The 21,952-nt window shown below is 72.4% G+C and carries 21 protein-coding genes, 1 tRNA gene and 1 other RNA gene; 14 read left to right on the top strand and 9 right to left on the bottom strand.

Annotated elements, in window-relative coordinates:
* On the top strand, nucleotides 1-1,167 hold the full coding sequence (locus DA085_RS03575; protein ID WP_109471806.1) for a dihydrodipicolinate synthase family protein: 1,167 nt from the start codon (nucleotides 1-3) through the stop codon (nucleotides 1,165-1,167).
* Entirely contained in the window at nucleotides 1,164-2,039 is an 876-nt protein-coding gene (locus DA085_RS03570) for a sugar phosphate isomerase/epimerase family protein (RefSeq protein WP_109471805.1), read from the top strand. Before DA085_RS03575 ends, DA085_RS03570 begins: the two co-directional genes overlap by 4 nt.
* A gap of 7 nt (nucleotides 2,040-2,046) precedes the next feature.
* On the opposite strand, the gene DA085_RS03565 is transcribed toward DA085_RS03570, so the two are convergent.
* On the bottom strand, nucleotides 2,047-2,595 hold the full coding sequence (locus DA085_RS03565; protein ID WP_109471578.1) for a gluconokinase: 549 nt from the start codon (nucleotides 2,593-2,595) through the stop codon (nucleotides 2,047-2,049).
* Between the two features lie 49 nt (nucleotides 2,596-2,644).
* Entirely contained in the window at nucleotides 2,645-3,856 is a 1,212-nt protein-coding gene (locus DA085_RS03560; RefSeq protein WP_109471577.1) for an MFS transporter, read from the bottom strand.
* Nucleotides 3,857-3,885: 29 nt separating this feature from the next.
* Between DA085_RS03560 and DA085_RS03555 the strand changes: the two genes are divergently transcribed.
* Both DA085_RS03555 and DA085_RS03550 read left to right on the top strand, forming a co-directional pair.
* Complete coding sequence (locus tag DA085_RS03555) at nucleotides 3,886-4,929, top strand: LacI family DNA-binding transcriptional regulator (RefSeq protein ID WP_154402087.1); 1,044 nt, start codon at nucleotides 3,886-3,888, stop codon at nucleotides 4,927-4,929.
* Between the two features lie 182 nt (nucleotides 4,930-5,111).
* The gene (locus tag DA085_RS03550) at nucleotides 5,112-6,359 is read left to right on the top strand and encodes a carboxylate--amine ligase (protein ID WP_109471575.1); all 1,248 of its coding nucleotides are present in this window, start codon (nucleotides 5,112-5,114) and stop codon (nucleotides 6,357-6,359) included.
* Nucleotides 6,360-6,433: 74 nt separating this feature from the next.
* Here the strand turns inward: DA085_RS03550 and DA085_RS03545 are convergent, their stop codons facing one another.
* On the bottom strand, nucleotides 6,434-6,835 hold the full coding sequence (locus DA085_RS03545; RefSeq protein WP_154402086.1) for a hypothetical protein: 402 nt from the start codon (nucleotides 6,833-6,835) through the stop codon (nucleotides 6,434-6,436).
* A gap of 148 nt (nucleotides 6,836-6,983) precedes the next feature.
* Nucleotides 6,984-7,619 carry a YigZ family protein gene (locus DA085_RS03540; protein ID WP_109471573.1) on the bottom strand — a complete coding sequence of 212 codons (636 nt, stop codon included), beginning with the start codon at nucleotides 7,617-7,619 and terminating at the stop codon, nucleotides 6,984-6,986.
* 44 nt (nucleotides 7,620-7,663) lie between these two features.
* Between DA085_RS03540 and DA085_RS03535 the strand changes: the two genes are divergently transcribed.
* The 3 genes from DA085_RS03535 (at nucleotide 7,664) to DA085_RS03525 (ending at nucleotide 9,419) form a co-directional block, all read left to right on the top strand.
* Nucleotides 7,664-8,347, top strand: coding sequence for a copper resistance CopC family protein (locus tag DA085_RS03535; RefSeq protein WP_109471572.1), 684 nt, complete (start codon nucleotides 7,664-7,666; stop codon nucleotides 8,345-8,347).
* A gap of 171 nt (nucleotides 8,348-8,518) precedes the next feature.
* Nucleotides 8,519-8,722: a DUF3073 domain-containing protein gene (locus tag DA085_RS03530; protein ID WP_109471571.1), complete on the top strand. Its 204-nt coding sequence runs from the start codon at nucleotides 8,519-8,521 to the stop codon at nucleotides 8,720-8,722.
* A gap of 160 nt (nucleotides 8,723-8,882) precedes the next feature.
* Complete coding sequence (locus DA085_RS03525) at nucleotides 8,883-9,419, top strand: hypothetical protein (protein WP_109471570.1); 537 nt, start codon at nucleotides 8,883-8,885, stop codon at nucleotides 9,417-9,419.
* A gap of 24 nt (nucleotides 9,420-9,443) precedes the next feature.
* Here DA085_RS03525 and purM read toward each other — a convergent pair whose 3' ends face one another.
* Together purM and purF are read right to left on the bottom strand one after the other, a co-directional pair.
* A complete protein-coding gene (purM, locus tag DA085_RS03520) occupies nucleotides 9,444-10,544 on the bottom strand; it encodes a phosphoribosylformylglycinamidine cyclo-ligase (protein ID WP_109471569.1) in 1,101 nt (366 codons plus the stop codon).
* Between the two features lie 34 nt (nucleotides 10,545-10,578).
* Nucleotides 10,579-12,177, bottom strand: coding sequence for an amidophosphoribosyltransferase (gene purF, locus DA085_RS03515; protein ID WP_202619090.1), 1,599 nt, complete (start codon nucleotides 12,175-12,177; stop codon nucleotides 10,579-10,581).
* Nucleotides 12,178-12,316: 139 nt separating this feature from the next.
* Between purF and DA085_RS03510 the strand changes: the two genes are divergently transcribed.
* From DA085_RS03510 to DA085_RS03500, 3 genes are read left to right on the top strand one after another with little or no spacing between them, the layout of a single operon-like run.
* Nucleotides 12,317-14,035, top strand: coding sequence for an NAD(P)/FAD-dependent oxidoreductase (locus tag DA085_RS03510; protein WP_161958401.1), 1,719 nt, complete (start codon nucleotides 12,317-12,319; stop codon nucleotides 14,033-14,035).
* Nucleotides 14,036-14,041: 6 nt separating this feature from the next.
* Complete coding sequence (locus DA085_RS03505) at nucleotides 14,042-15,484, top strand: adenylate/guanylate cyclase domain-containing protein (protein WP_109471568.1); 1,443 nt, start codon at nucleotides 14,042-14,044, stop codon at nucleotides 15,482-15,484.
* Nucleotides 15,485-15,522: 38 nt separating this feature from the next.
* The gene (locus tag DA085_RS03500) at nucleotides 15,523-15,759 is read left to right on the top strand and encodes a hypothetical protein (protein WP_109471567.1); all 237 of its coding nucleotides are present in this window, start codon (nucleotides 15,523-15,525) and stop codon (nucleotides 15,757-15,759) included.
* Between the two features lie 33 nt (nucleotides 15,760-15,792).
* Here DA085_RS03500 and DA085_RS03495 read toward each other — a convergent pair whose 3' ends face one another.
* Together DA085_RS03495 and DA085_RS03490 are read right to left on the bottom strand one after the other, a co-directional pair.
* Nucleotides 15,793-16,155, bottom strand: a complete 363-nt coding sequence (locus DA085_RS03495) for a sterol carrier family protein (protein WP_109471566.1) — start codon at nucleotides 16,153-16,155, stop codon at nucleotides 15,793-15,795.
* A gap of 123 nt (nucleotides 16,156-16,278) precedes the next feature.
* Complete coding sequence (locus DA085_RS03490; RefSeq protein WP_109471565.1) at nucleotides 16,279-17,517, bottom strand: arginine deiminase; 1,239 nt, start codon at nucleotides 17,515-17,517, stop codon at nucleotides 16,279-16,281.
* A gap of 180 nt (nucleotides 17,518-17,697) precedes the next feature.
* Here DA085_RS03490 and DA085_RS03485 point away from each other — a divergent pair, with 180 nt between their 5' ends.
* The 4 genes from DA085_RS03485 to DA085_RS03470 all read left to right on the top strand — a co-directional run bounded on the left by DA085_RS03485 (nucleotide 17,698) and on the right by DA085_RS03470 (nucleotide 20,888).
* Nucleotides 17,698-18,744, top strand: a complete 1,047-nt coding sequence (locus DA085_RS03485) for a zinc-dependent alcohol dehydrogenase family protein (protein ID WP_109471564.1) — start codon at nucleotides 17,698-17,700, stop codon at nucleotides 18,742-18,744.
* 104 nt (nucleotides 18,745-18,848) lie between these two features.
* Nucleotides 18,849-18,936: transfer RNA gene (locus DA085_RS03480), tRNA-Ser, on the top strand.
* Nucleotides 18,937-19,072: 136 nt separating this feature from the next.
* Nucleotides 19,073-19,169, top strand: an RNA gene (ffs, locus tag DA085_RS03475) — signal recognition particle sRNA small type.
* A gap of 75 nt (nucleotides 19,170-19,244) precedes the next feature.
* Nucleotides 19,245-20,888: a vWA domain-containing protein gene (locus DA085_RS03470; RefSeq protein WP_109471563.1), complete on the top strand. Its 1,644-nt coding sequence runs from the start codon at nucleotides 19,245-19,247 to the stop codon at nucleotides 20,886-20,888.
* 34 nt (nucleotides 20,889-20,922) lie between these two features.
* Here the strand turns inward: DA085_RS03470 and DA085_RS03465 are convergent, their stop codons facing one another.
* Complete coding sequence (locus DA085_RS03465; protein ID WP_161958400.1) at nucleotides 20,923-21,951, bottom strand: LacI family DNA-binding transcriptional regulator; 1,029 nt, start codon at nucleotides 21,949-21,951, stop codon at nucleotides 20,923-20,925.
* Nucleotide 21,952 lies beyond the last annotated feature (1 nt).

Here is a 21,952-nt window from a genome sequence, read left to right as displayed (position 1 = left end):
CTGGTGAGCAGCGGGACGATCCGCATCCCGAGGGCGGACGGTGGCCTGCACGACATCCAGCTGCAGCCGGCCCGCGAGTGGGCGCAGCACCCGCAGGGCTTCCGCAGCCGGGTCGCCTTCGCGGCGGCTCACGTGGTGGCGGACCCGTTGCGGGAGAACGGTCCCGGGCAACCGGCAGCGATCGACTGGGACTCCACACTGGGCTTCCGCCAGCACCTGTTCGACCACGGTCTCGGCGTCGCTGAGGCCATGGACACCGCCCAGCGGAACATGGGGCTGGACTGGCCGGCGGTGCAGGAGCTGGTCACCCGGAGTGCCGCGCAGGCCCGGGCAGCAGGCGCCCGCATCGCGTCGGGTGCCGGCACCGACCACGTCGGGGAGTGCGCCGACCTGGCGGCGGTGACCCGGGCGTATGCCGAGCAGGTCGCCTTCGTCGAGGGTGCCGGCTCCCAGGTCATCGTGATGGCGAGCCGGCACCTGGCCCGCCTCGCGAACGACGCCGAGGACTACCTCACGGTCTACGACGAGATCCTCCGTCAGGTGAGCGAGCCGGTCATCCTGCACTGGCTGGGCACGATGTTCGACCCCCAGCTGGAGGGGTACTGGGGGTCGGACGACATCGACACCGCCACGGCCACGTTCCTGGAGCTGGTCCACCGGCACGCCGACCGGGTGGACGGCGTCAAGGTGTCGCTGCTGTCCGCCGAGCACGAGGTCGGGCTGCGCGCCGCGCTCCCCGAGGGGGTGCGCCTCTACACGGGCGACGACTACAACTACCCCGAGCTGATCCGCGGTGACGGGAGCCGGCACAGCGACGCCCTGCTCGGGGCGTTCGCCGCCATCGCACCCGCTGCCTCCGCCGCCCTGGCGGCGCTCGACGAGGGTGACCTCGCCGCATACGAGCGGGAGATGACGCCCACCCTCCCCCTGTCCCGGCTGGTGTTCGCGCCGCCGACCTGGTTCTACAAGACGGGGATCGCCTTCCTGTCCTGGCTGTGTGGCCACCAGCCGGGGTTCACCATGGTCGGCGGCCTCCAGTCGGCACGCTCGGTGCCCCACCTCGCGGAGGTGTTCGCGCTGGCCAACGCGGCCCGGCTGTTCCCCGACCCGGACCTGGCGGCCCACCGGCTCGGGCTGTGGCTCGCGTCGCAGGGGGCACCGGCATGACGGTGGAACTGGCCGGCGCCGCCGACACCCGGTTGGCGCGGCTGTCGCTGAACCAGCGGACCTGTGCGGAGTGGTCGCTCCGCGAGGCGATCGACGGCTGCGTGCGGGCCGGGCTGCCGAGCATCGGGGTCTGGCGCGAGCCGGTCGCCGAGGTGGGTCTGGAGACTGCCCGCCGGTGGATCCGCGACGCCGGGCTGCGGGTGTCCTCCGTGTGCCGCGGGGGCTTCCTCACCGGCCCGGAGGGGTCCGGGCGCCGCGCCGCGATCGACAGCAACCGGGCCGCGATCGAGGAGACTGCGGCCCTGGACGCCGCCACGCTCGTGCTCGTGCCCGGCGGCCTGCCGGACGGCGACCGCGACCTCGACGCGGCGCGCGGACGTTTCCTGGACGGCGTGGCGGAGCTCGTGCCCGTGGCTCAGGAGCACGGGGTGCTGCTGGCGATCGAGCCGATGCACCCGATCTTCGCGGCGGACCGCGGGGTCATCTCCACGCTCGCCCAGGCACTCGACCTGGCGGAGCAGTTTCCCGCGGAGTCCGTCGGCGTCGTCATTGACACCTTCCACCTGTGGTGGGAGCCCGGTGTGGACCAGCAGATCGCCCGCGCCGCGGGCCGCATCGCGAGCTATCAGATCAGCGACTGGATCACCCCGCTGCCCCCGGACGCGCTCCTCAGCCGGGGCATGATGGGCGAGGGGCACATCGACTTCGCCACCTTCACCGAGCGGGTCAACCGTGCCGGCTACGCGGGCGACATCGAGGTGGAGATCTTCAACGCCGACCTGTGGGCGGCCCCCGGTGACCAGGTCGTGGAGACCATCGCGCAGCGCTACCTCGACCTGGTGCAGCCCTGGACAGGACCGGCGGCCGCCTGAAGCGGCGTCAGGCCAGACCGAGCTCGCGCAGCACGGAGGAGGCGATGAGCCGCGGCGGCGGCGTGACGTCGAAGGCCGCGCCCGGCTCATCGGGCTCGAGCGGCTCGAGCGTGGCCAGCTGGGAGTCGAGCAGCTCCACCGGCATGAAGTGACCGCCGCGGTGCGACATCCGTCTCAGCAACAGCTCCTTGTCGCCGGTGAGGTGCACGAAGAACGTGCCGACCCCACCCTCCCGCAGGACGTCGCGGTAGGAGCGGCGCAGCGCCGAGCACGACATGATCGTCGACCGCCCGGCCGCGTCGTGCTCCGCGGTCCAGTCAGCGAGCGCCCGCAGCCACGGCCGCCTGTCCTCGTCCGTCAGCGCCACCCCTGAGGCCATCTTGTCCACGTTGGCCTGCGGGTGGAAGTCGTCCCCCTCGGCGAACTCCCACCGCAGGGTCCGGTTCATCTCGCGGGCCACCGTCGTCTTGCCCGAGGCGGACACCCCCATCACCACCAGGTGCCAGGGAGTATGCCGCGTGGTCGGCCCTGCGTCGCCCGTCACCGAACTGGTCATCGCCACACGGTAGCCACTGCCGCTCCAGCCCGGTGGTCCCTCGCGCGCGTCATGCCTGCAGGCTGGGTGCCGCACCAACCGCCCTGCGCGATCCGGGCCGGACGAGGGGAGTGAACACCAGCAGGAGGGCACCGAGGAAGGCGACGGCGAGCATGGCGCCGCGCAGGCCGACGACAGCGGCCGACAGGCCGACGTACGAGGGCCCGAGGAGGAACCCCAGGTAGGCGACCGTCGAGACGACCGACGTCGCACGGCCACGCTGGGCCTCGCCGATGCGGAGAGAGACGACGGACAGGATCATCGGGAACAGGACGGCTGTTCCGGCGGCGGCCAGCACGAGACCGATCGCGTTCACGACCAGGCTGTGGCTGCCGGCGATGACGACCGCGCCGGCCGCCGCCACTCCCGCCCCGACGGCGAGCACCGGGCGCCCACGGGAGGCACTGATGCCTCCTGCGCTGAAGCGGGTGATCGCTGCGCCGCCTGCGAAGACTGCCGGGGCGATCGCGGCGACGCCGGCCTCGGCTCCGAGGGCGTCGGTCGCGAAGACAGCGCTCCAGCTCTGGTGGGCGTTCTCGCTGGCGAAGGCCAGTGCCCCCAGCAACCCCAGACCGACCAACGAGAGGGTCGGCAGGGCAGGGGTGCGCCCGTCGTCGCCCCCGGCGGCGGCTGGGTGAGCAGGCGCGCCGGCATCGGGTCCGGCCGGAAGCACACGGGCCATCCGGACGGCCGCGCACAGCGCGGCGAGCGCGGCGAGGAGAAACGGGGCAGCGACGGGCGTGCCGGCGCTCGCGAGCAGTCCAGTGCCCAGGCTGCCGATCACGACGAACAGGGAGAAGACGCCGTGTGCCCGGGTGATGACCGGCCGTCCGGCGTCGCGCTCGGCGCGCCCGGCGACGGAGTTGATGGCGACATCCGCGGCGCCGGACGTCACCCCGACCAGCGCCAGTGCCATGGAGAGGCTGGCCAGGTCGTCGGCGACGAGCGCGACGGTGACCCCTGCCGCTCCCAGCGAGGCAATGGTGGCGGCTGCGACCCGCAGGCCCCACCGGTCGATGGCCCGACCCGTCAGCAGCATGGCAGGAAGGGCCCCTGCCCCGACGAAGAGCAGGGCGACACCGAGCCCGGCCTCGTCCAGGTCCGCCTGGGCGCGGATCCTCGGGATCGAGGCCCCCCAGACACCCCAGAACACGCCGAACGCTGCGAAGGCGAGAGTCGCCGCACGGACCACCGGACGGGTAGCCGAGACTGATCGTGACATTTGTGTAACGATACATATAGGATGAGCTCGTGAGAAAGTCGTTTTCCAGTCGGGTGACCCTGGCCCAGGTGGCAGATCGTGCCGGGGTCTCGACGATGACCGCGTCCTACACGTTCAGCCGACCAGAGCGGGTCTCGGCCGCCTCGCGGGAGAAGGTCCTGGCAGCCGCGAGGGCTCTGGGCTATGGCGGGCCCGACCCCTCGGCCCGGTCACTGCGACGGGGCAGTGCCGGAGCCCTCGGCGTCATCCTCGGTGAGCACCTGACCTACGCGTTCGATGACCCACAGGCGCGGGCGTTCCTGGCCGGCGTGGCGGACGTCTGCGCGGAGCAGGGGCACGCGATGACGATCCTGCCGGTCGTGGACGCCGGCGCCGACGTGGCGCGGGTGCGCGCCGCGGCCGTGGACGGTTACATCCTCTGGACGACCGAGGACGGCGCTCCGGTCCTGGACGCGGCGATCGCGACCCACCGGCCCGTCGTCGTGCACGGTGGGCCAGCGGCTGCAGGTGCCCGGCTGGTCGGGATCGACAACCGCGCCGCCGCTCGGGCCATCGGTCAGGTGGTGTTCGCCGGCGCCACCCTGCCGGCGGTCGTGAGCTTCCCCCTCACCTCTGCCCGGCGGGCCCAGGTCGTCGCGGGTCCGGATCCGCACGGGGTGACCTTTCCCGTCACGCGCGAGCGCCTGCTCGGCCTGCAGGACGCCGCACGCGACGTGGGCGCCCGATGGTCAGAAGTGCTCGTGGCGGTGTGCTCGACGAATGACGCGCGCGAGGGACACACGATGACCGCAGACCTGATGTCACGGACCCCTCGTCCCGATGCTCTCGCCACGATGAGCGACGAGCTCGCCTCGGGTGCGGTCGCGGCCCTGGATGCCGTTGGCCTCCGGATGCCGCGCGACGTCGCGCTGACCGGCTGGGACGACGCGGAGGTTGCGCACCGCCTCGGCATCACGACCGTCGCACAGTCCATGCGCGAGCAGGGCGCGGCGTGCGCCCGCCAGATCCTCACGGGCACCACCAGCGACTTCAGCGACCGGTGGCAGATCATCCGGCGAGGCTCCAGCAACTGAACCAACCCCAGGTCCGCGAGCGCTGCGTCAGGGGCCTCGGAGTGCGGCCCCCGGGAACTCCCGCGCACCGTCCGCGGCGCCTGCACCGTGCACGCCGACGGCCCGTCTGCCAGTAGGCTCGCCAGCGCACCAGTTCCGCCCGCGCGCCCTCGGCTCCGCGGAGCACGACCCCGAGGAGCAGCATGGCCACCGTGAACCCAGACCCCGACTTCGACGTCGTCATGCTCGGCACCGACATCGGGATCTACGGGCTCGCCCGCGCCTTCCACGAGCGCTACGGCATCGTGAGCACGGTCATCTCCCGGGTGGTCGCCGGGCCCGTCAAGAACTCCCGCATCATCAGGGTGATCGACCTGGGCGAGGAGGCCGGCCGTCCGGAGACCCTGGCGGCGCTGGAGCAGGAGGGCCGCCGTCGCAAGGCCGCGGGCCGCACCACCCTGCTGCTGTCCAACGCCGACACCTTCAGCCGGATGCTCTCCGAGCAGGCCGAGTGGCTGCGCCAGTGGTACGTCGTGCCGGCCGTCGACGGCTCCGTCCTGGACATCTCTGCCGACAAGGTCGAGTTCGCCCGGGTCTGCGGGGAGCTGGACATCCCGACGCCGCGCACCCTCGTGCAGGACTTCACCGGGGCGGACGCACCCGACTGGAGCCCCGAGGACGTCGACCTGACCTTCCCGGTCGTGGCCAAGCCCGCCGTCGGCGCCGCCTACGAGGGCCTGGTCTTCGAGGGCAAGCAGAAGATCTACCTGGTCGACACACCCGCGCAGCTGCGGGACATCTTCGACCGGGTCAAGCGGTCCGGCTTCCGGGACCGGTTCGTCGTCCAGGAGCTCATCCCCGGGGACGACACGGCGATGCGCTCGATCACCGCCTACGTCGACTCGTCGGGTCAGGCGACCCTGCTGGCGACGGCGCAGGTGCTGCTGCAGGAGCACACGCCGCTGGCGATCGGCAACCCGGCCGCGATGGTCACGACCCCCTTCCCGGAGCTCATGGAGCAGGCCGAGCGCTTCCTCACGCACGTCGGCTACCGCGGCTTCGCCAACTTCGACGTCAAGCTGGACCCCCGGGACGGCGTGATGAAGTTCTTCGAGATGAACCCGCGGATCGGGCGCAACAACTACTACGTGACCGCGGCCGGCGCGAACGTGGCGGAGTTCATCACCACCGACCTCATCGAGAAGCGCAGCCACGACCAGGTGGTCGTCCGCAACGAGATCCTCTACTCCGTCCTCCCCCAGCCGCTGCTGCGCCGCTACCTCAGCGGCGAGGCGCGGGCGCTGCACCAGCGTGTGTCCGCCAAGGGAGTGCACCACCCCCTGGTCTATCGGGACACGTTGTGGCGCAAGGGCTACGTGGCGATGGCCAAGGCCAACTACGTGAAGAAGTACCAGACCTACTACCCCCGCCCGACCGACTCCGGCTTCTAGGAGCGCGTCGGTCCGCTCCGCACGGGGCGGGGCACCGTCGGGTGCCGGTCGCCCCGTGCGGGACCTACAGCGGGTCAGCCGGTCGCGAGCCGGGGACAGTGCTGGAACGCGGGGAAGGTGGGGTCGGGCTGGATGAGCTCGATGTAGATCGTGACCGGTTGGGTCTGGATCGGGACGAAGATGCCGGTGCCCATCACCTTCGAGGCGGGAGCGCCGTAGTCGAAGGGAATGAGCAAGCCGTCCCGGAACGGGACGGGGTCACCGATGAACCCACTGGCCATCAGTGGCTTGGCGAAGTTGTCGCCGTTGCTGCCTCCGGAGACACCGGGTGGCTCCAGCGGGTCCTGGCCGGAGCACCACTGCGCGACGATCTCGTGAACTGTTGCGGAGGCGGGAGCGGCCGTGGCGAACAGCCCGGCCGGGACGAGCGCCACGGTTGCGGCCGCAGCGACCCACTTCCTCGGTAATCGGTGCATAACTCCTCCTCAGGCGCCCGAGCGACCTGGCTGGCCGCGCGTGACGCTAGGTCAATCATGGCGGCGTGACCGACCCCCCGACAAGAGTCTGCGGGAGCGGATCGTGGAGCGGCCGTGGAGCACCGGACAGGGCCCTCAGGCCCCCGGATCACGTGGTCAGATCGACCCACTCGGTGTCACCCCGCACGAGCCGCCCCGATCCGGCGGTGAACCGCGCGACGAGCTGGGTCACCTGGTCGATCTCCTCGACCGGCACGGCCAGGTGCAGTATGACGCGCGCCGAGTACTCGCTGTCCGTCACCATCACCCCACTCGCCCGGAGGTCGTGCTCGAGGCGCCCCGCGTCGGCGTGCCCCACCTCCAGGGTCGCCAGCTGGCGCAGCTCCCGCTCCAGCGGTTCAGCCTCCTCCAGCGCCGCCCGCACCGCGTCACCGTAGGCGCGCACCAGCCCGCCGGTGCCCAGCAGTGTCCCGCCGAACCAGCGGGTCACCACGGCCACCACATCGCTGAGCCCGCTGTGGGTCAGCGTCTCGAGCATCGGCGTCCCGGCCGTCCCGGACGGCTCGCCGTCGTCGTTCGACCGGGTCAGGGCGGCGTCGGCGCCCAGCACCCAGGCCGAGCAGTGGTGACGGGCGTCCCAGTGGGCGGCCCGCGCGCTCTCGACGACCGCGCGGGCAGCGTCCTCGGTGTCGGCCCGCTCCAGCCGGCACTCGAAGACCGAGCGCCGCTCCTCGATGGAGGCGGACACCGGCGCGCGGATCGTGCGGTATCCGGTGGTCGCCATGGCCTGCAGGATAGGTCCTCGCCGGGGGCGCGTAGCATGAAGGAGTGTTCACCCTCCTTCACCGGGGGCGGCGACCAGGGGGTCGGGTGGCGCTCGGCGCCCTTCTCATCTCCCTGTGGTTGACGCTCCTCGCCGCGCCAGCCTCCGCCCACGACAGCCTGACCGGGAGCGAGCCCGCCGAGGGCGAGGTGCTCACCGTTGCGCCGGACGCGCTCGTGCTGACGTACTCCGGAGAGATCTCCGACCTCGGGGCCCAGTTCATGGTCACCGGCCCGGAGGGGCGCGACGTGGTGCAGGGCACGCCCACGGTCGAGGGTGCCGTCGTGACCCAGGAGCTGGCCGACGAGCTGGTGGACGGGGACTACGAGGTCGCCTGGCGCGTCACGTCCTCCGACGGCCACCCGATCTCGGGGACGATCACCTTCTCGATCGCGGCCGACGACGCCTCCCGCTCGGACGACCGGGGCGCGGCAACCGCCGGCCCGGAGGGCGAGGCGACCACGACCGACGCGACGCCCGGTGCGGCCCCCAGCCCCACGCCCACCACGGACCCGGCACCGGCGACCGGTGACTCCGGCACCGCTGACCAGGCCGAGGTGACGGCCGACGCTGCCGACCCCGACGTCGCAGAGCCGGCCTCCGGCATACCCGCCTGGGGTTGGCTGGTGGCCGCCCTGGCCGCCGTCGGCCTGGTGGCCTGCGGTTTCCTGGCCTTCCGGCGCAGCTGAGCACGCACCGGGACGCCGCCCGGCACCCCCTGATGCGGAATCTGCGGGCCGAGTCATGTACCGTTAGACCCACGACAGATACATTCCCCGGACCGGCTCCGCGGCGGGGTGGCACCTTGGTGCCACCTCACAGGCGATGCCGTTCCGCACAACGCACAAGGGGGTCTCGCCATGGGGCGCGGCCGGGCCAAAGCAAAGCAGACGAAGGTTGCCCGGAGACTGAAGTACTACTCTCCGGACACTGACCTCAACGCACTCGCGCGCGAGCTGGGAGCGAGCGGTGACGCCGCCCCAGACGTCGCGGCCGACGAGTCCGCCGAGGACGAGTTCGACGAGGACGACGCCTACGAGCGTTGGGCCTCGTCCGAGAACTGACACCACCGCCGCCGTGCCCGGATGCCCCGGGACCGGCGGCGCTGTCGTGAAACCCATTGCCGTCACGGTCCGCGTGTGACACCCTGCTCACTCGGCGACCGTGCACATCGGGCTGCGCAGCTGCCCGTCGGGCGTCGGCCGACGCAGGAGGGGAGCGGTCATGAAGGCCTGGCACGAGGCCACCTGGGTGGACCCGGACGCACCTGAGAAGCCGCGGCGACGGTTCCGCTGGGCGTGGCTCTGGCTGCTCCTCATTCCCACCGTCCTGATCCTGTTCTCGCTCGCCCGCTACAACAACTACTGGCAGTACGGCGACTGGACCGTGGCGACGTTCTCGTGTGACCAGCCCCTGCCGGGTGAGGCCACGTGGTCGGACATGGAGGTTGCCGGGTGCGCGCAGGAGGCGATCCCCGGCGCGGACGTCAAGCTGCTCGACGTCGGCGTGCCCGCACAGGATGTCGAGACCGACGGGACCAGCTGGACGTTCCGCAACATGCCGACGGCCTTCTCGACCATGGGGCTCAACGTCTTTCTCCAGGAGTCCGCCGGGAGGGTCTACATCGTCGACGCGTCGACGACGCCGCCCACCGTCCACCGCGAGATGACGGCCAGTGACGTCGACCGCACGGTCTTCGCACGCAACCTCGGCGAGATCGACACCACGTCGTTCTACGTCGTGGTCGCCCCGCCGAACTAGGGCACGGTCACCCGCACGACACGCTCAGCCGTGGGTGCCCACCACACGCACCGCACCGCCGTCGACGCCCTTGGCTCCCCGCACGATGTCCTGCCCGGTGTCGCCCGCGTCGGCTCCCACCTCACCGAGCACCCACGCCGGCACCCCGAGCTCACTGCTGCGCGCCACGGCGCGGTCTGCCTGGTCACCGGGGAGCACCGCGACGAACCCGACGCCCTGGTTGAGGGTCCGCTCCAGGTCCTCCTGCGGCACCGAGCCGAGCCGCTGCACGAGGGAGAAGACCGGCGGTGGGGTCCAGGTGGCGCGGTCGACCGTGGCCAGCGCACCCGTGGGCAGCACCCGGGCGAGGTTCGCGGCCAGCCCGCCACCGGTGACATGGGACAACGCGTGCACATCGAGGCCGGGCGTGCGGATCAGGTCCAGGAGCATCCGCGTGTAGATCCGGGTCGGCTCGAGAGCCTCCTCGCCGATCGTGCGCCCCAGCTCGTCCACGTGCCGGCCCCAGTCCCAACCGGCCGCGGCGACGACCCGGCGCACCAGGGAGTAGCCGTTGGAGTGCAGCCCCGAGGAGGCCAGGGCGAGGACGACGTCCCCCTCCCGGACCCGTTGCGGGCCCAGCACGTCGTCGTACTCGACGACACCCGTCGCCGCCCCCGCCACGTCGTACTCGTCCGGGGCCAGCAGGCCGGGGTGCTCGGCGGTCTCGCCGCCGACCAGTGCGACACCGGCCAGCTCACACCCGCGGGCGATGCCCGAGACGATGGCCGCGATCCGCTCCGGGACCACCTTGCCACAGGCGATGTAGTCGGTCATGAACAGCGGCTCCGCCCCGCTGACCACGATGTCGTCGACAACCATGCCGACCAGGTCGATCCCGATCGTGTCGTGGACGTCCATCGCCTGGGCGATCGCGACCTTGGTGCCGACACCGTCGGTGCTGGTGGCCAGGACCGGGCGCTCCATACCGCGCAGGGCGCTGGCGTCGAAGAGTCCGGCGAAGCCGCCCAGCCCGCCGACCACCTCCGGTCGCTGCGCGCGCGCGACCGACTCCTTCATCAGCTCGACGGCGCGGTCGCCCGCCTCGACGTCGACGCCGGCCCCGGCGTAGGTGATCGGCTCGTTCAACTCAGGTCTCCTCGGTGGGCGGGGGCGTGGCGGGTCAGGGGCGACGGACCGCGTCCGCCGCGCCGGCGTGCGCGGTGACGCCGACGCCGTCGGCGTCGACAGCACGGGCGTGCAGAGGGGTATGCCGCTCGGCCGGCTTGTCCTGCCCCTCACCGGCGGGGAACTCGAGCTCGAGCACGTCCTTGCCGAGCTTCTCGGCCTCGGGCAGCTCGATCGGGTAGACACCCGAGAAGCACGCCGTGCACAGCTGGTCGCGCTCCTGGTGGGTGGCCGCGACCATGCCCTCCTCGCTGATGTAGCCGAGGCTGTCGGCGCCGATCGACTGGCGGATGTCCTCGACGCCCAGACCGGTCGCGATCAGCTCGGCCCGGGTGGCGAAGTCGATGCCGTAGAAGCACGGCCAGCGCACCGGCGGTGAGGAGATGCGCACGTGCACCTCGGCGGCGCCGGCCTCACGCAGCATGCGCACCAGGGCCCGCTGGGTGTTGCCGCGGACGATCGAGTCGTCCACCACCACGAGCCGCTTGCCGCGGATCACGTCGCGGAGCGGGTTGAGCTTGAGCCGGATGCCGAGCTGGCGGATCGTCTGGCTGGGGGCGATGAACGTGCGGCCGACGTAGGCGTTCTTGACCAGTCCGGCCCCGTAGGGGATGCCGGACTGCTCGGCATAGCCGATCGCCGCGGGGGTGCCCGACTCCGGCGTCGGCATCACCATGTCGGCCTCGACCGGGTGCTCGCGGGCCAGGGTGCGCCCCATCTCGACCCGCGACTCGTAGACGCCGCGGCCGTTGAGGGAGGTGTCGGGACGGGCGAGGTAGACGTACTCGAAGACGCAGCCCTTGCGGTCGGCCTCGGCGAACCGCTGGGTGCGCAGGCCGTTCTGGTCGATCGCGATCAGCTCACCGGGCTCGATCTCGCGCACGAACGAGGCACCCACGATGTCGAGGCCGGAGGTCTCCGAGGAGACCACCCACCCCCGCTCCAGGCGACCCAGGACCAGGGGACGGACCCCCTGCGGGTCGCGGGCGGCATACAGCGTCTGCTCGTCGCAGAAGACCAGGGAGAACGCGCCCCGCAGGGTCGGCAGCACCTGGAGGGCGGAGGCCTCGAGCGACAGGTCGGGGTCGGCCGTGAGCAGTCCGGTGACCAGGGCGGTGTCGGTGGTGTTGCCGCGCCGCACCTCGCCCGGCGCGTTGTTCAGGTCGCCGCCGTAGATCTCGGCGAGCCGGTCGCGCAGCTCGGAGGTGTTGATCAGGTTGCCGTTGTGCGCCAGGGCGACCGTCTGGTCCTCGGTGCCGCCCAGGGTCGGTTGGGCGTTCTCCCACGTGTTGCGGCCCGTGGTGGAGTAACGGCAGTGGCCGACGGCCAGGTGCCCGCGCAGCGAGGCCAGGCTGGACTCGTCGAAGACCTGGGACACCAGACCGACGTCCTTGTAGACCAGCAGGGAGTGGCCGTCGCTGGTCGCGATGCCGGCCGCCTCCTGCCCGCGGTGCTGCAGGGCGTAGAGGCCGTAGTAGGTGAGCTTGGCGACCTCCTCCCCCGGCGCCCAGACACCGAAGACCCCGCAGGCGTCCTGCGGGACCTTCTCGTCGGGCATGAGGTCGTGGGAGAGACGTCCGTCTGCGCGTGCCACTGCCCCATCGTCCCACAGTCGGGGCCCGTGTCGGCGCTGCGCCCACGCTGGACGGCCTCCAGCACACCGGCGAGTGGTCCGACCACCTTCCTGCTCACAGGCACTGGTGCACGACCCTCCGACGCTCCTACTCTGGAACATGGCCATGGCCGACTGGGGCACTCGTCCCCTGGTGCTCGCCGTCGAGTCGGACGCCGCCCGCCTGGGGCGCACCGAGACCGAGCTGGCGCGGAGCTTCGGAACCTCCCTGAGGATCCGGGGTGAGCCGAGCGCGGCCGAGGCGGTCCACCAGCTCGACGGCGCCCTGCAGCGGGGCGAGCGCGTGGCGCTGGTGCTGGTCAGTGACCGCCTGTCCCAGGTCGACCGCGGCGCGGTGCTCGCCGCCGCACGGACGCAGCACCCCGAGGCCCGGCGGGTGCTGCTGATCGACTGGGGCGCCTGGTCCGAGCCGGACGTCGCCCGCACCATCCTGCAGGGCACGGCGATCGGCGACCTGCACTCCTACGTCCTGCGCCCCTGGGTCGAGGGCGACGAGCTGTTCCACCGGACCGTGGCGGAGATCGTGCAGGACTGGTCCCGGGCGGACCCGCGCAACAAGCGTGAGGTCGTCATCGTCGCGGACCCGCACTCGGGTCGCGCGTTCGAGCTCAGCAACCTGCTGCACCGCAACCGGATCCCGTACGCCTTCCGGGACCGGGACTCACAGCGCGGGCAGCAGGTCCTCCGGGCCGCGGCCCCTGCGCCGGACGGGCAGGTGGTGGTGTGGATGCCCGCGATCGGCGGGACCACCCTGGTCGACCCGAGCGACGCGCAGGTGCTCGACGCCTGGGGGATCCCGACCACACTGACCGAGGAGGCCCGCACCGTGGACCTGCTCGTCGTCGGGGCCGGGCCGTCGGGTCTGGCCGCGGCCGTCTACGGCGCCTCCGAGGGACTGCACACCCTGGTGATCGAGCGCGAGGCGATCGGGGGTCAGGCCGGCACGAGCTCCCTGATCCGCAACTACCTCGGTTTCTCGCGCGGGCTGAGCGGCTCGGAGCTGGCCCAGCGCGGCTACCAGCAGGCCTGGGTCTTCGGGGCGCGGTTCGTGCTGACCCGCTGGGTCGAGGCCCTGGAGCAGGCGGACGGCCTGCTGCGGGCGACCGTCTCGGGGCAGGGCACCGTGACGGCGCGGGCCGTGGTGCTGGCGTGCGGCGTGGCCTACCGCCGGCTGGGCGTGGCCAGCGTCGAGGCGTTCACCGGTCAGGGCGTGTACTACGGCGCCAGCGTGTCGGCCGCGCACGCCCTCACCGGTCTGTCGGCGGCCGTCATCGGCGGCGGCAACTCGGCCGGGCAGGCGGTGCTCCAGCTCGCCCGCTACTGCAGCGCGGTGCACCTGGTCATCCGTGGTCCTCGACTGGAGGACACCATGTCCGCCTACCTCATCGAGGCGATCGCCGGTGAGCCCGTCATCACCGTCCACCGGTCCTGCGCGGTCACGGACGCTGCAGGCGCCGGGAGGCTGGAGACGCTGGTGCTCTCCGACCTGACGACCGGTGACACCACGACGATCGCCGCCGACGGCCTGTTCGTGATGATCGGGGCCGAGCCGCACACCGACTGGCTGCCGGAGCAGGTGCAGCGGGACCGGCGCGGGTTCGTGCTGACCGGCACGGAGGCCGCGGCCGGACCCCCGGACCAGCGCCAGCCGGCACCCGGGCCGGACCGGGCTCCGCAACCCCACGAGACCTCACTGCCGGGTCTGTTCGCCGTCGGCGACGTGCGCAGCGGCTCGGTCAAGCGGGTCGCGTCCGCCGTCGGTGAGGGCTCGGTCGTCGTGTCGGAGGTCCACCAGCACCTCAGCGTCCCGCGCGCGTGATGACCCATGACCGCGACGCCGCCCGCACCCGCCGGCCCCGGGTCCGGGGCGCCCGGTGCTGCCCGTTCGGGCCACGGTGGCCGGGCGGTCGTGGCCACCGCCGTCGCGCTGGCTCTCCCCGTGGCCGGGCTGGCGCTGCTGCTCGGCGTGCCACGGCTCGACCTGCACTGGGGACACCAGCCCACCCACTTCTGGCTCGTGCTCGGCACCGCCGCCGTGTCGGCCGTGCTCGCCTATGCCACGGGCGAGGCCGCGGGACGACGCGGTGACGCCCGGCTGAGCCATGTCTCCCTGGCCTTCCTCGCCTCGGCGGGGTTCCTGGGACTGCACGCCCTGGCGACGCCGGGGATCCTCCTGGCCGCGTCGAACGTCGGCTTCGTGGTGGCCACACCCGTGGGGGTGGCCATCGGCTCCCTCTTCGCGCTCCGCTCGACCCGGGACGTCTCCGGGAGCGCGGCCGCGACGGAGGTCGTCCGCAGCCGACGGCTGCGCTGGGCCCTGCTGGCGCTCATGCTGATCTGGGCCCTGGTGTCGCTCGCCGGGCTTCCTCCCCTCGACGGTCCGCCGACGGAGGCGGAGACCCTGCCGGTGCTGCTCGCCGTCCCGGGCATGGCCCTGTATGCCCTGGCCGCCTGGCGTTATGCGCAGCTGTGGAGGGCGCGGCGCCAGGACGTGCTCCTCGCGGTCCTCGCCGCCTACCTGCTCCTCGCCCAGGCCCTGCTCGCGATGGCGCTCGCCCCCACCTGGCAGCTGTCGTGGTGGGAGTGGCACGTGCTCCTGCTCATCGCGTTCGGACTCGTGGCCGTCGGCGCGAGGCGTTCCTGGCACGAGGAGCGGTTCGCTGCCCTCTATCTCGAGGACACGACGAGTGGTCACCGTGAGGCGAGCGTGCTGTTCGCCGACCTCCAGGGGTTCACCGCCTTCTCCGAGCGCCATCGGCCCGAGGAGGTGACCGCCATGCTCAATGCGTACCTCGGCGCCGCGGTGCCGGCGGTGACGCGTCACGGCGGGGACGTGGACCGGATCGTCGGTGACGCCCTCATGGTGACCTTCAACAAGCGCGGTGACCAACCGGACCACGCGGTCCGGGCCGTGCGCGCCGGGCTGGCCCTCCAGGAGGCCACCCGGGAGGTCGCTGTCCGGCACCCGCAGTGGCCACGGTTCCGGGTCGGCATCAACACCGGACCCACCTCGGTGAGCCTGCTCGGCACCCACGGTGGCCGGACACACACCCTCATCGGTGACACCGTCAACACGGCCTCCCGGATCGAGGGCCGGGCCCCGGCAGGAGGCGTGGCCGTCGGACCGGCCACCCTGGCGGCCCTCCCCCGCGCACGGACCAGTCCCCTGGGGCCACTGGAGCTCAAGGGCAAGGCGGCGCCCGTCGAGGCTCACCTGGTCCTCGCCCTCGAGCCCGGGGCCGAGGGAACGGGCCCACCTGCCGGGTGACCGGCGGGTGGGTCCGTCCGCCGTGGCATCCTTGGGGCGTGACCTCCCCGCAGCGCCGTCCCGTGCACCGCCGTCCCCGGCTGCTGCCGTTCCTGCTGACCGGCGCCGTCATCGGGCTCATCATCGGCACCTTCCTCGCGGTCACCGGCCCGGACGCGCCCACCGCGTCGGCGTCCCAGGAGCTCATCGCGGTCGCCGGGCCCGGCGGCCTCCTCGGAGGCCTGCTCGGCGGCGTCGTCTACCTCCTGGTCGAGCGCTACTCCACCCGGCGTTGACGGCCCGCGCCCCGTGTCGCCCCGCGGGGTGACTCAGACCAGGGGCAGCCAGTCCGACAGGTCCGCCCGCTGGCCACTGGCCCGCACGGTGCCCTCGCCGCGCTCCTGCTCCCACGTCGTCACACCGGTGACCAGGCGCAGCCACGCCTGCGCGTCGGCCTCGATCACGTTGGTCGGGGTGCCCCTGGTGTGCCGCGGGCCCTCGATGCACTGGACCGCGCCGAACGGCGGCACCCGCACCTCCACGGAGCGGCCGGGCGCACGCTCGGCCAGCTCCTCCAGCGTGTAGCGGACCGCCGTGGCCAGCACCGGGCGAGGCGTCTGCTCCGGCGCGGCCCGCCAGGCCCAGAGAGCCTGCTCTCCCTGATCAAGCGGGGTGCGACGACGTGGGGGCACAGCTCTCCTTGACGTGGGTGACACGGACGTGGGTGACGCGGACGTGGGTGCCCCGGACGTGGGTGACGCGCTGGCGCGTAGCAGTCCGGGGCCGGACCGCCGGGTGTGAGGACCTCGCCGCTCTCAGCCCAGCGGGTCGCGCTCGATCGGGCAGGACATGCAGCGGGGACCGCCACGGCCGCGGCCCAGCTCCTGCCCGGCGATCTCGAGGACCTCGACGCCGAGCCCCCGCAGGAAGTCGTTCGTGACGGTGTTGCGCTGATAGGCCACGACGACCCCCGGCTCGAGGGCCAGGACGTTGCAGCCGTCGTCCCACTGCTCGCGGGCGGCGGCGCGCGGGTCCTGGTCGGCGGCGACGACCCGGGGCGTGCCGATGCCCATCGCCTCACCGATGACCTTCATCATGTCCGGGGGCTCGTTGGCCTCGATCCGGAGGTCGGGCAGCGCGGAGTCGCCGGCCCCGGTGGCGGTGATCGTGTAGGACGGCAGGTCAGGCAGCCCGAGGTACCTGGTGAAGGTCTCCTCGTCGATCATCGTCATCACGGTGTCCAGGTGCATCACCGCGCGCGCCTTCGGCATGTCCAGCGCGATGATCGTGTCGATCTGGTCGGAGGCCAGCGTGCGCTGCGCGAGCCGCTCCACGCCCTGGGTCGTGGTCCGCTCGCTGACACCGACGAGCAGCACCTTGTTGCCGAGCACCAGGATGTCGCCGCCCTCGGCCGTGGCCGGACCGGCCTCCACACCGTCGGTCCACCAGTCCATGCCGACGTCCCGGAACATCGGGTGCCACTGGTAGATCGCCCCGTAGTGCACCGTCTCGCGCCGGCGGGCCTTCTTGTGCATCGAGTTGACCGCCACCCCGCTGTAGAGCCAGGCGGAGGTGTCGCGGGTGAACAGGTGGTTGGGCAGCGGGGCGAGCAGTGCCTCGTGCGGATCCAGCTGGGCGATGACCACCGAGCTGGGGGCGTCCATGCGGTCCAGCACCTCGGCCTTGGTGATGCCGCCGATGAGGAACTGCGTCAGCTCGCGGTCGGCCATCTGGTCGAACAGCTCGTGCATCTCCTGCGCCGCGAACGGGCCGAGGTGGCGCTCGTCCAGCGCCTGGGACAGCACCTGCGTGCGCGCCTCCGGGATCGCCAGGGTCTGCTCCAGCAGGTCGTGGAAGTAGTGCACGGTGATGTCCCGCTCCCGCATGACCCGGACGAACTCGTCGTGCTCCTCCTGCGCCCGCTCGACCCAGAGGATCTCGTCGAAGAGGTAGCGGCCCTTGTTCTCGGGGGTGAGACGGCGCATCTCCAGGTCGGGACGGTGCACGATCACCTGCCGGAGCCGGCCCACCTCGGAGCCCACATGGAGTGGCATGGCTGGTCCTTTCGTCGCTGCCGTGCGTCGGCGGTCCCCATCCTCGCACCCGCCGGAGCCGGACGGCACCCCCGCGAGCGTCGGAACGGACCACCGGGAGTATGCCGTGTGGCCGCTCTCCCGGCCGGTCACCGGGAGCCGGCCGCGCGGCATACTGCCCGGGACAGACAGAATGTGTCCATGGACGCGACTGTGCTGCACGCCCCCGGCGATATCCGGCTCGACCAGGTGCCCGACCCCCAGATCCGTCAGGCGACCGACGCCGTGGTCCGGGTGGCCGCCACCTGTGTCTGCGGCTCCGACCTCTGGCCCTACCGCGGCATCTCCAAGGTCACCCGGCCGCGACGCATCGGCCACGAGTTCATCGGGGTGGTCGAGGAGGTCGGCACGGAGGTGGGCACCATCCGCCCCGGCGACTTCGTCATCACCCCGTTCCTCTGGTCCGACAACACCTGCGCCCACTGTGCCGCGGGCCTGCAGTCGGCCTGCGCCAACGGTGGCGGCTTCGGCGGCCCCGACCGCAACGGCGACCTGGTCGACGGCTGCCAGGGTGAGTACGTGCGGGTGCCCCTCGCCGACGGCACCCTCGTCGCCACGCCCGAGCAGCCCGACGAGGCGCTGCTGCCCTCGCTGCTGACGCTCACCGACGTGATGGCCACGGGGTGGCACGCCGCCGTCTCCGCCCGGGTCGTGCCCGGCTCGACCGTCGTCGTCGTCGGTGACGGCGCCGTCGGCCTCAGCGGGGTCCTGTCCGCGGTGCTGCTCGGTGCCGACCGGGTGATCGCCATGTCCCGGCACGCGGACCGCCAGGCGGTGGCCCGTGAGTTCGGGGCGACCGACCTCATCGCCGAGCGCGGGGAGGAGGGCGTGGCCCGCGTCATGGAGCTGACCGAAGGGGTCGGCGCCGACGCCGTGCTGGAGTGCGTGGGCACCAAGGAGTCGATGGAGCAGGCCTTCGCGAGCGCCCGCCCCGGCGCCACGGTCGGGTTCGTCGGGGTGCCGCACGGCGCCGAGGCACCCATGGGCGAGATGTTCCGCCGCAACGTCGGCCTGGCCGGTGGTGTCGCGCCGGTGCGCGGCTACCTCGCCGACCTGCTGCCCCGCGTGCTGGACGGCCAGATCAACCCGGGCCGGGTCTTCGACTCGGTGCGTCCCCTGAGCGAGGTCGCCGACGCCTACCGCGCCATGGACGAGCGCACCGCCATCAAGGTGATGCTGCGGCCCTGACACCTCGAGTCCCTCCGCGCGGGTGCGGCCCGAGGGTCGCGGCCCCCGCCCGTGCGCACCGACCGATTTCGGAGGTCAGCGGCCTGTCAGGTAACCTCTCCGACGGAGGATTCGCATAGTGGCCTAGTGCGCACGATTGGAAATCGTGTTGGGATAAAACCCTCGGGGGTTCAAATCCCCCATCCTCCGCCACGAGTCCTGACCCAGGACGCCGAGACCCCCAGCCCGTTCGGGCCGGGGGTCTCGTGCTGTCCGGAGGTGCCCGCCGGATGACACCGCGAGCGATCCCCAGGTTTCGTCGCCCGGCGGTCCGGCACGTATCATGGGGACCGGTCCCCCGTGCGGTGGTACCTCACTGAACTCCCCCAGGGCAGGAATGCAGCAAGGGCAGGTGAGCTCTTCCAGGTGCGCGGGGGACCCTCTACGTCCGCGCGCGACCGTGACGACATCGTGACCCGCGGCCAGGGAACCCGATCGCCATCTGGCGGCGTCGCACGGCCATGAACAAGACCTTGCTTGCCGTGCTGCTCGTGGCGGGACTCGGCGCCACAGCCTGCTCAGGTGCCCCCGAGCCGGACGAACCCACCCAGGGGGCGGGCGACCACGAGGTGGCGCGGCGGTACTTCGAGGAGTACCGGGAGGATCAGGGGGAAGCAGGACCCGTCGGTGCCGCCCCGCCGCCCGCCGCCGTCGACGAGGGGCGACCCGCCGGGGACAGCGAGGACGGGGCGCGGCCACCCGAGCCGGCGCCGCCGGTGCCACCTCCCGGCCCGGGCGACGACAACACCTTCACGGACGTGGGCGACACCGGTTGGGTTGCGGCGCAGGCGAGTCCCTTGTCGACGTTCGCCCTGGACGTGGACACCGGTTCCTACCGGGTCGCGCAGGCGATGGCGGCAGAGGGGATGGCTCCCGAGCCCGACTCGATCCGCGTCGAGGAGTGGGTCAACTCCTTTGCGTATGCCGACAGTCCACCTGAGGGGACCGCGCTCGGGCTGCAGGTGGAGACCGGGGCGGCGCCCCGTGCCGAGGAGGGGACGGCACTGGTGCGCGTGGGGATCAGCGCGGCCGAGGTGACCGACGAGGACCGCCCGCCGGCGAACATCACCTTCGTGATCGACACCTCGGGCTCGATGGACATCCGGGAGCGGCTCGGCCTGGTGAAGTCGTCCCTGGCCCTGCTGGCCGAGAGCCTCCGGGCCGAGGACACCATCGCGATCGTCACCTACGGCAGCGAGGCGGCCCCCGTGCTGGAGCCGGCGAGGGTCGCCGAGCACGACACCATCATCGACGCGATCGACGGGCTGGCTCCTGGCGGGAGCACCAACATGGAGGCCGGCCTGGAGATGGGCTACCGGCAGGCGCGGGCGGCGCAGCGCGAGGACGGTCTCAACGTCGTGGTCCTGGCGTCCGACGGGGTCGCCAATGTCGGCACCACGGACGGCGGCAGGCTCGCCGAGGAGATCGCCGGGGCCGGCGAGGAGGGGATCCACCTCGTCACGGTCGGCTACGGCATGGGCAACTACAACGACACGCTCATGGAGCAGCTGGCCGACCGGGGCGACGGCTTCTACGCCTACGTCGACACCTTCGAGGAGGCCGAGCAGCTGTTCGTCGAGGACCTGACGCAGACCCTCACCGTGGTCGCGCGGGACGCCAGGAGCCAGGTGGAGTTCGACCCGGAGCTGGTGGAGTCCTACCGGCTGATCGGCTACCAGAACCGCGCCCTGGAGGACGAGGCGTTCCGCGACGACACCGTGGACGCCGGTGAGCTCGGTGCTGGTCACCAGGTCTCTGCTCTCTATGAGCTGGTCCCGACCGATGCGGTCACCGAGGGCGCGGAGGTCGGCGAGGCGCGGCTGCGGTGGGCCGACCCGGGCAGCGGCGAGACCACGGAGGTGGAGGCGCCGATCACCTGGTCACAGGCCGAGGCGTCCGACACCCTGCGTCTGGCGGCGCTCGTCGCGGACTCGGCCGAGCTGCTCAGGGGCAGCGCCATCGTCACCGCGCGAGGCGTGACCGTCGCGGACCTGCGCACCGAGGCGCAGTCCCTGGCCGCGGCCGACATGGTCGGCGTCGAGGAGCTGCTGCGGCTGTTCGCTCCCGACCTCGAGGCGCCGCAGGGCACGGCGGACCGGGACTGATCGCCGGTTGCGCCTCACGTGGCGGGACGTGTCGTCATGACGACCCCGACCACCCGCAGGTCGAGGCCCGCGCGACGAGGTGCGGTGTCGGGATGTCGATCTGCACCTGGCGGCCCTCCAGCGACGCGATCGTCTCGATGGCGATGGCACGGCCCAGCGCGTGGAAGTCCCACCTGACCGACGTCAGCGGGACGGGGAGCTGGGCCGACAGCTCGAGGTCGTTGTAGCCCACGATCCCGAGCTGGGAGCCGATGTCGATGTCGTGCTCGCGGGCCACGCCGTACACACCGAGGGCCAGCAGGTCGTGACCGGTCACGATGGCCGAGGGGAGCCCTCGCTCCAGGATGGTCATCGTCGCCCGGCGGCCGCCGCTGACCTCGAACGTCGAGTCGACGACCAGGCCGGGGTCCACGTGCCCACCGAGTGAGCGGTACTCCTCGAGGAAGCCCACGGCGCGCTCGTGGCTCGTGCTGGCATAGCGCGGGCCGGTGATCACCGCGGCGTCGCGGTAGCCCCTCTCGAGCAGGTGACGGGCCACCTGCCGACCCCCCTCACGGTCATCGGCGTGCAGCCGGTGGCGGGCGGCGCCGTACCGCACGATCGGCACACACGGGATCCTGCCGACGGTCGGCAGCTCGTCCTCGCCCAGGCGGGCGTCGGCATACAGGATGGCCTCGACCCCCCACTGCCGCAGGTGGGCCATGCGCACGCTGCGGACCCGGGGGTCGTCGAAGGTGTTCGCCACGAACGTGGCGTAGCCCAGCTCTGCCGCCGCGGTGTCGAGGCCCTCATAGATCGCACCGACGACAAACTCTGAGGTGTGCGGGACGAGCACGCCGAGCGCCCGAGACCGACCCGTGCGCAGCGAGGCACCGAAGCGGTTCGGGACGTACCCGATCTCCGTGGCCACCGCCCGGATGCGCGCGACCGTCGCCGGCGACACGGTGCCGCGGACACCGGGGTCGTTGCTCAGGGCACGGGACACCGTCGACACGTGGACCCCGAGCCGGCGGGCGAGGGTCGCCAGCGTGGGCGGATCCTCATCGGGCTGGTCCGCGGGCACG

The sequence above is a fragment of the Ornithinimicrobium cavernae genome, from assembly GCF_003121625.1.
Taxonomy (GTDB): Bacteria; Actinomycetota; Actinomycetes; order Actinomycetales; family Dermatophilaceae; genus Ornithinicoccus; species Ornithinicoccus cavernae.
Note: the sequence above shows the minus strand (reverse complement) of the source record. Positions and strands in the feature narration are given on the sequence as shown.

Bases quoted from the DNA above. Each gene is read 5' to 3' on its own strand.
- DA085_RS03550 (WP_109471575.1), top strand. From the start codon at position 5,112: ATGGCCACCGTGAACCCAGACCCCGACTTCGACGTCGTCATGCTCGGC.
- DA085_RS03470 (WP_109471563.1), top strand. From the start codon at position 19,245: ATGAACAAGACCTTGCTTGCCGTGCTGCTCGTGGCGGGACTCGGCGCC.
- DA085_RS03570 (WP_109471805.1), top strand. From the start codon at position 1,164: ATGACGGTGGAACTGGCCGGCGCCGCCGACACCCGGTTGGCGCGGCTG.
- DA085_RS03540 (WP_109471573.1), bottom strand. From the start codon at position 7,619: ATGGCGACCACCGGATACCGCACGATCCGCGCGCCGGTGTCCGCCTCC.
- DA085_RS03525 (WP_109471570.1), top strand. From the start codon at position 8,883: ATGAAGGCCTGGCACGAGGCCACCTGGGTGGACCCGGACGCACCTGAG.
- DA085_RS03560 (WP_109471577.1), bottom strand. From the start codon at position 3,856: ATGTCACGATCAGTCTCGGCTACCCGTCCGGTGGTCCGTGCGGCGACT.
- DA085_RS03485 (WP_109471564.1), top strand. From the start codon at position 17,698: ATGGACGCGACTGTGCTGCACGCCCCCGGCGATATCCGGCTCGACCAG.
- DA085_RS03490 (WP_109471565.1), bottom strand. From the start codon at position 17,517: ATGCCACTCCATGTGGGCTCCGAGGTGGGCCGGCTCCGGCAGGTGATC.
- DA085_RS03545 (WP_154402086.1), bottom strand. From the start codon at position 6,835: ATGCACCGATTACCGAGGAAGTGGGTCGCTGCGGCCGCAACCGTGGCG.
- DA085_RS03530 (WP_109471571.1), top strand. From the start codon at position 8,519: ATGGGGCGCGGCCGGGCCAAAGCAAAGCAGACGAAGGTTGCCCGGAGA.
- DA085_RS03565 (WP_109471578.1), bottom strand. From the start codon at position 2,595: ATGACCAGTTCGGTGACGGGCGACGCAGGGCCGACCACGCGGCATACT.
- DA085_RS03510 (WP_161958401.1), top strand. From the start codon at position 12,317: ATGGCCATGGCCGACTGGGGCACTCGTCCCCTGGTGCTCGCCGTCGAG.
- DA085_RS03505 (WP_109471568.1), top strand. From the start codon at position 14,042: ATGACCGCGACGCCGCCCGCACCCGCCGGCCCCGGGTCCGGGGCGCCC.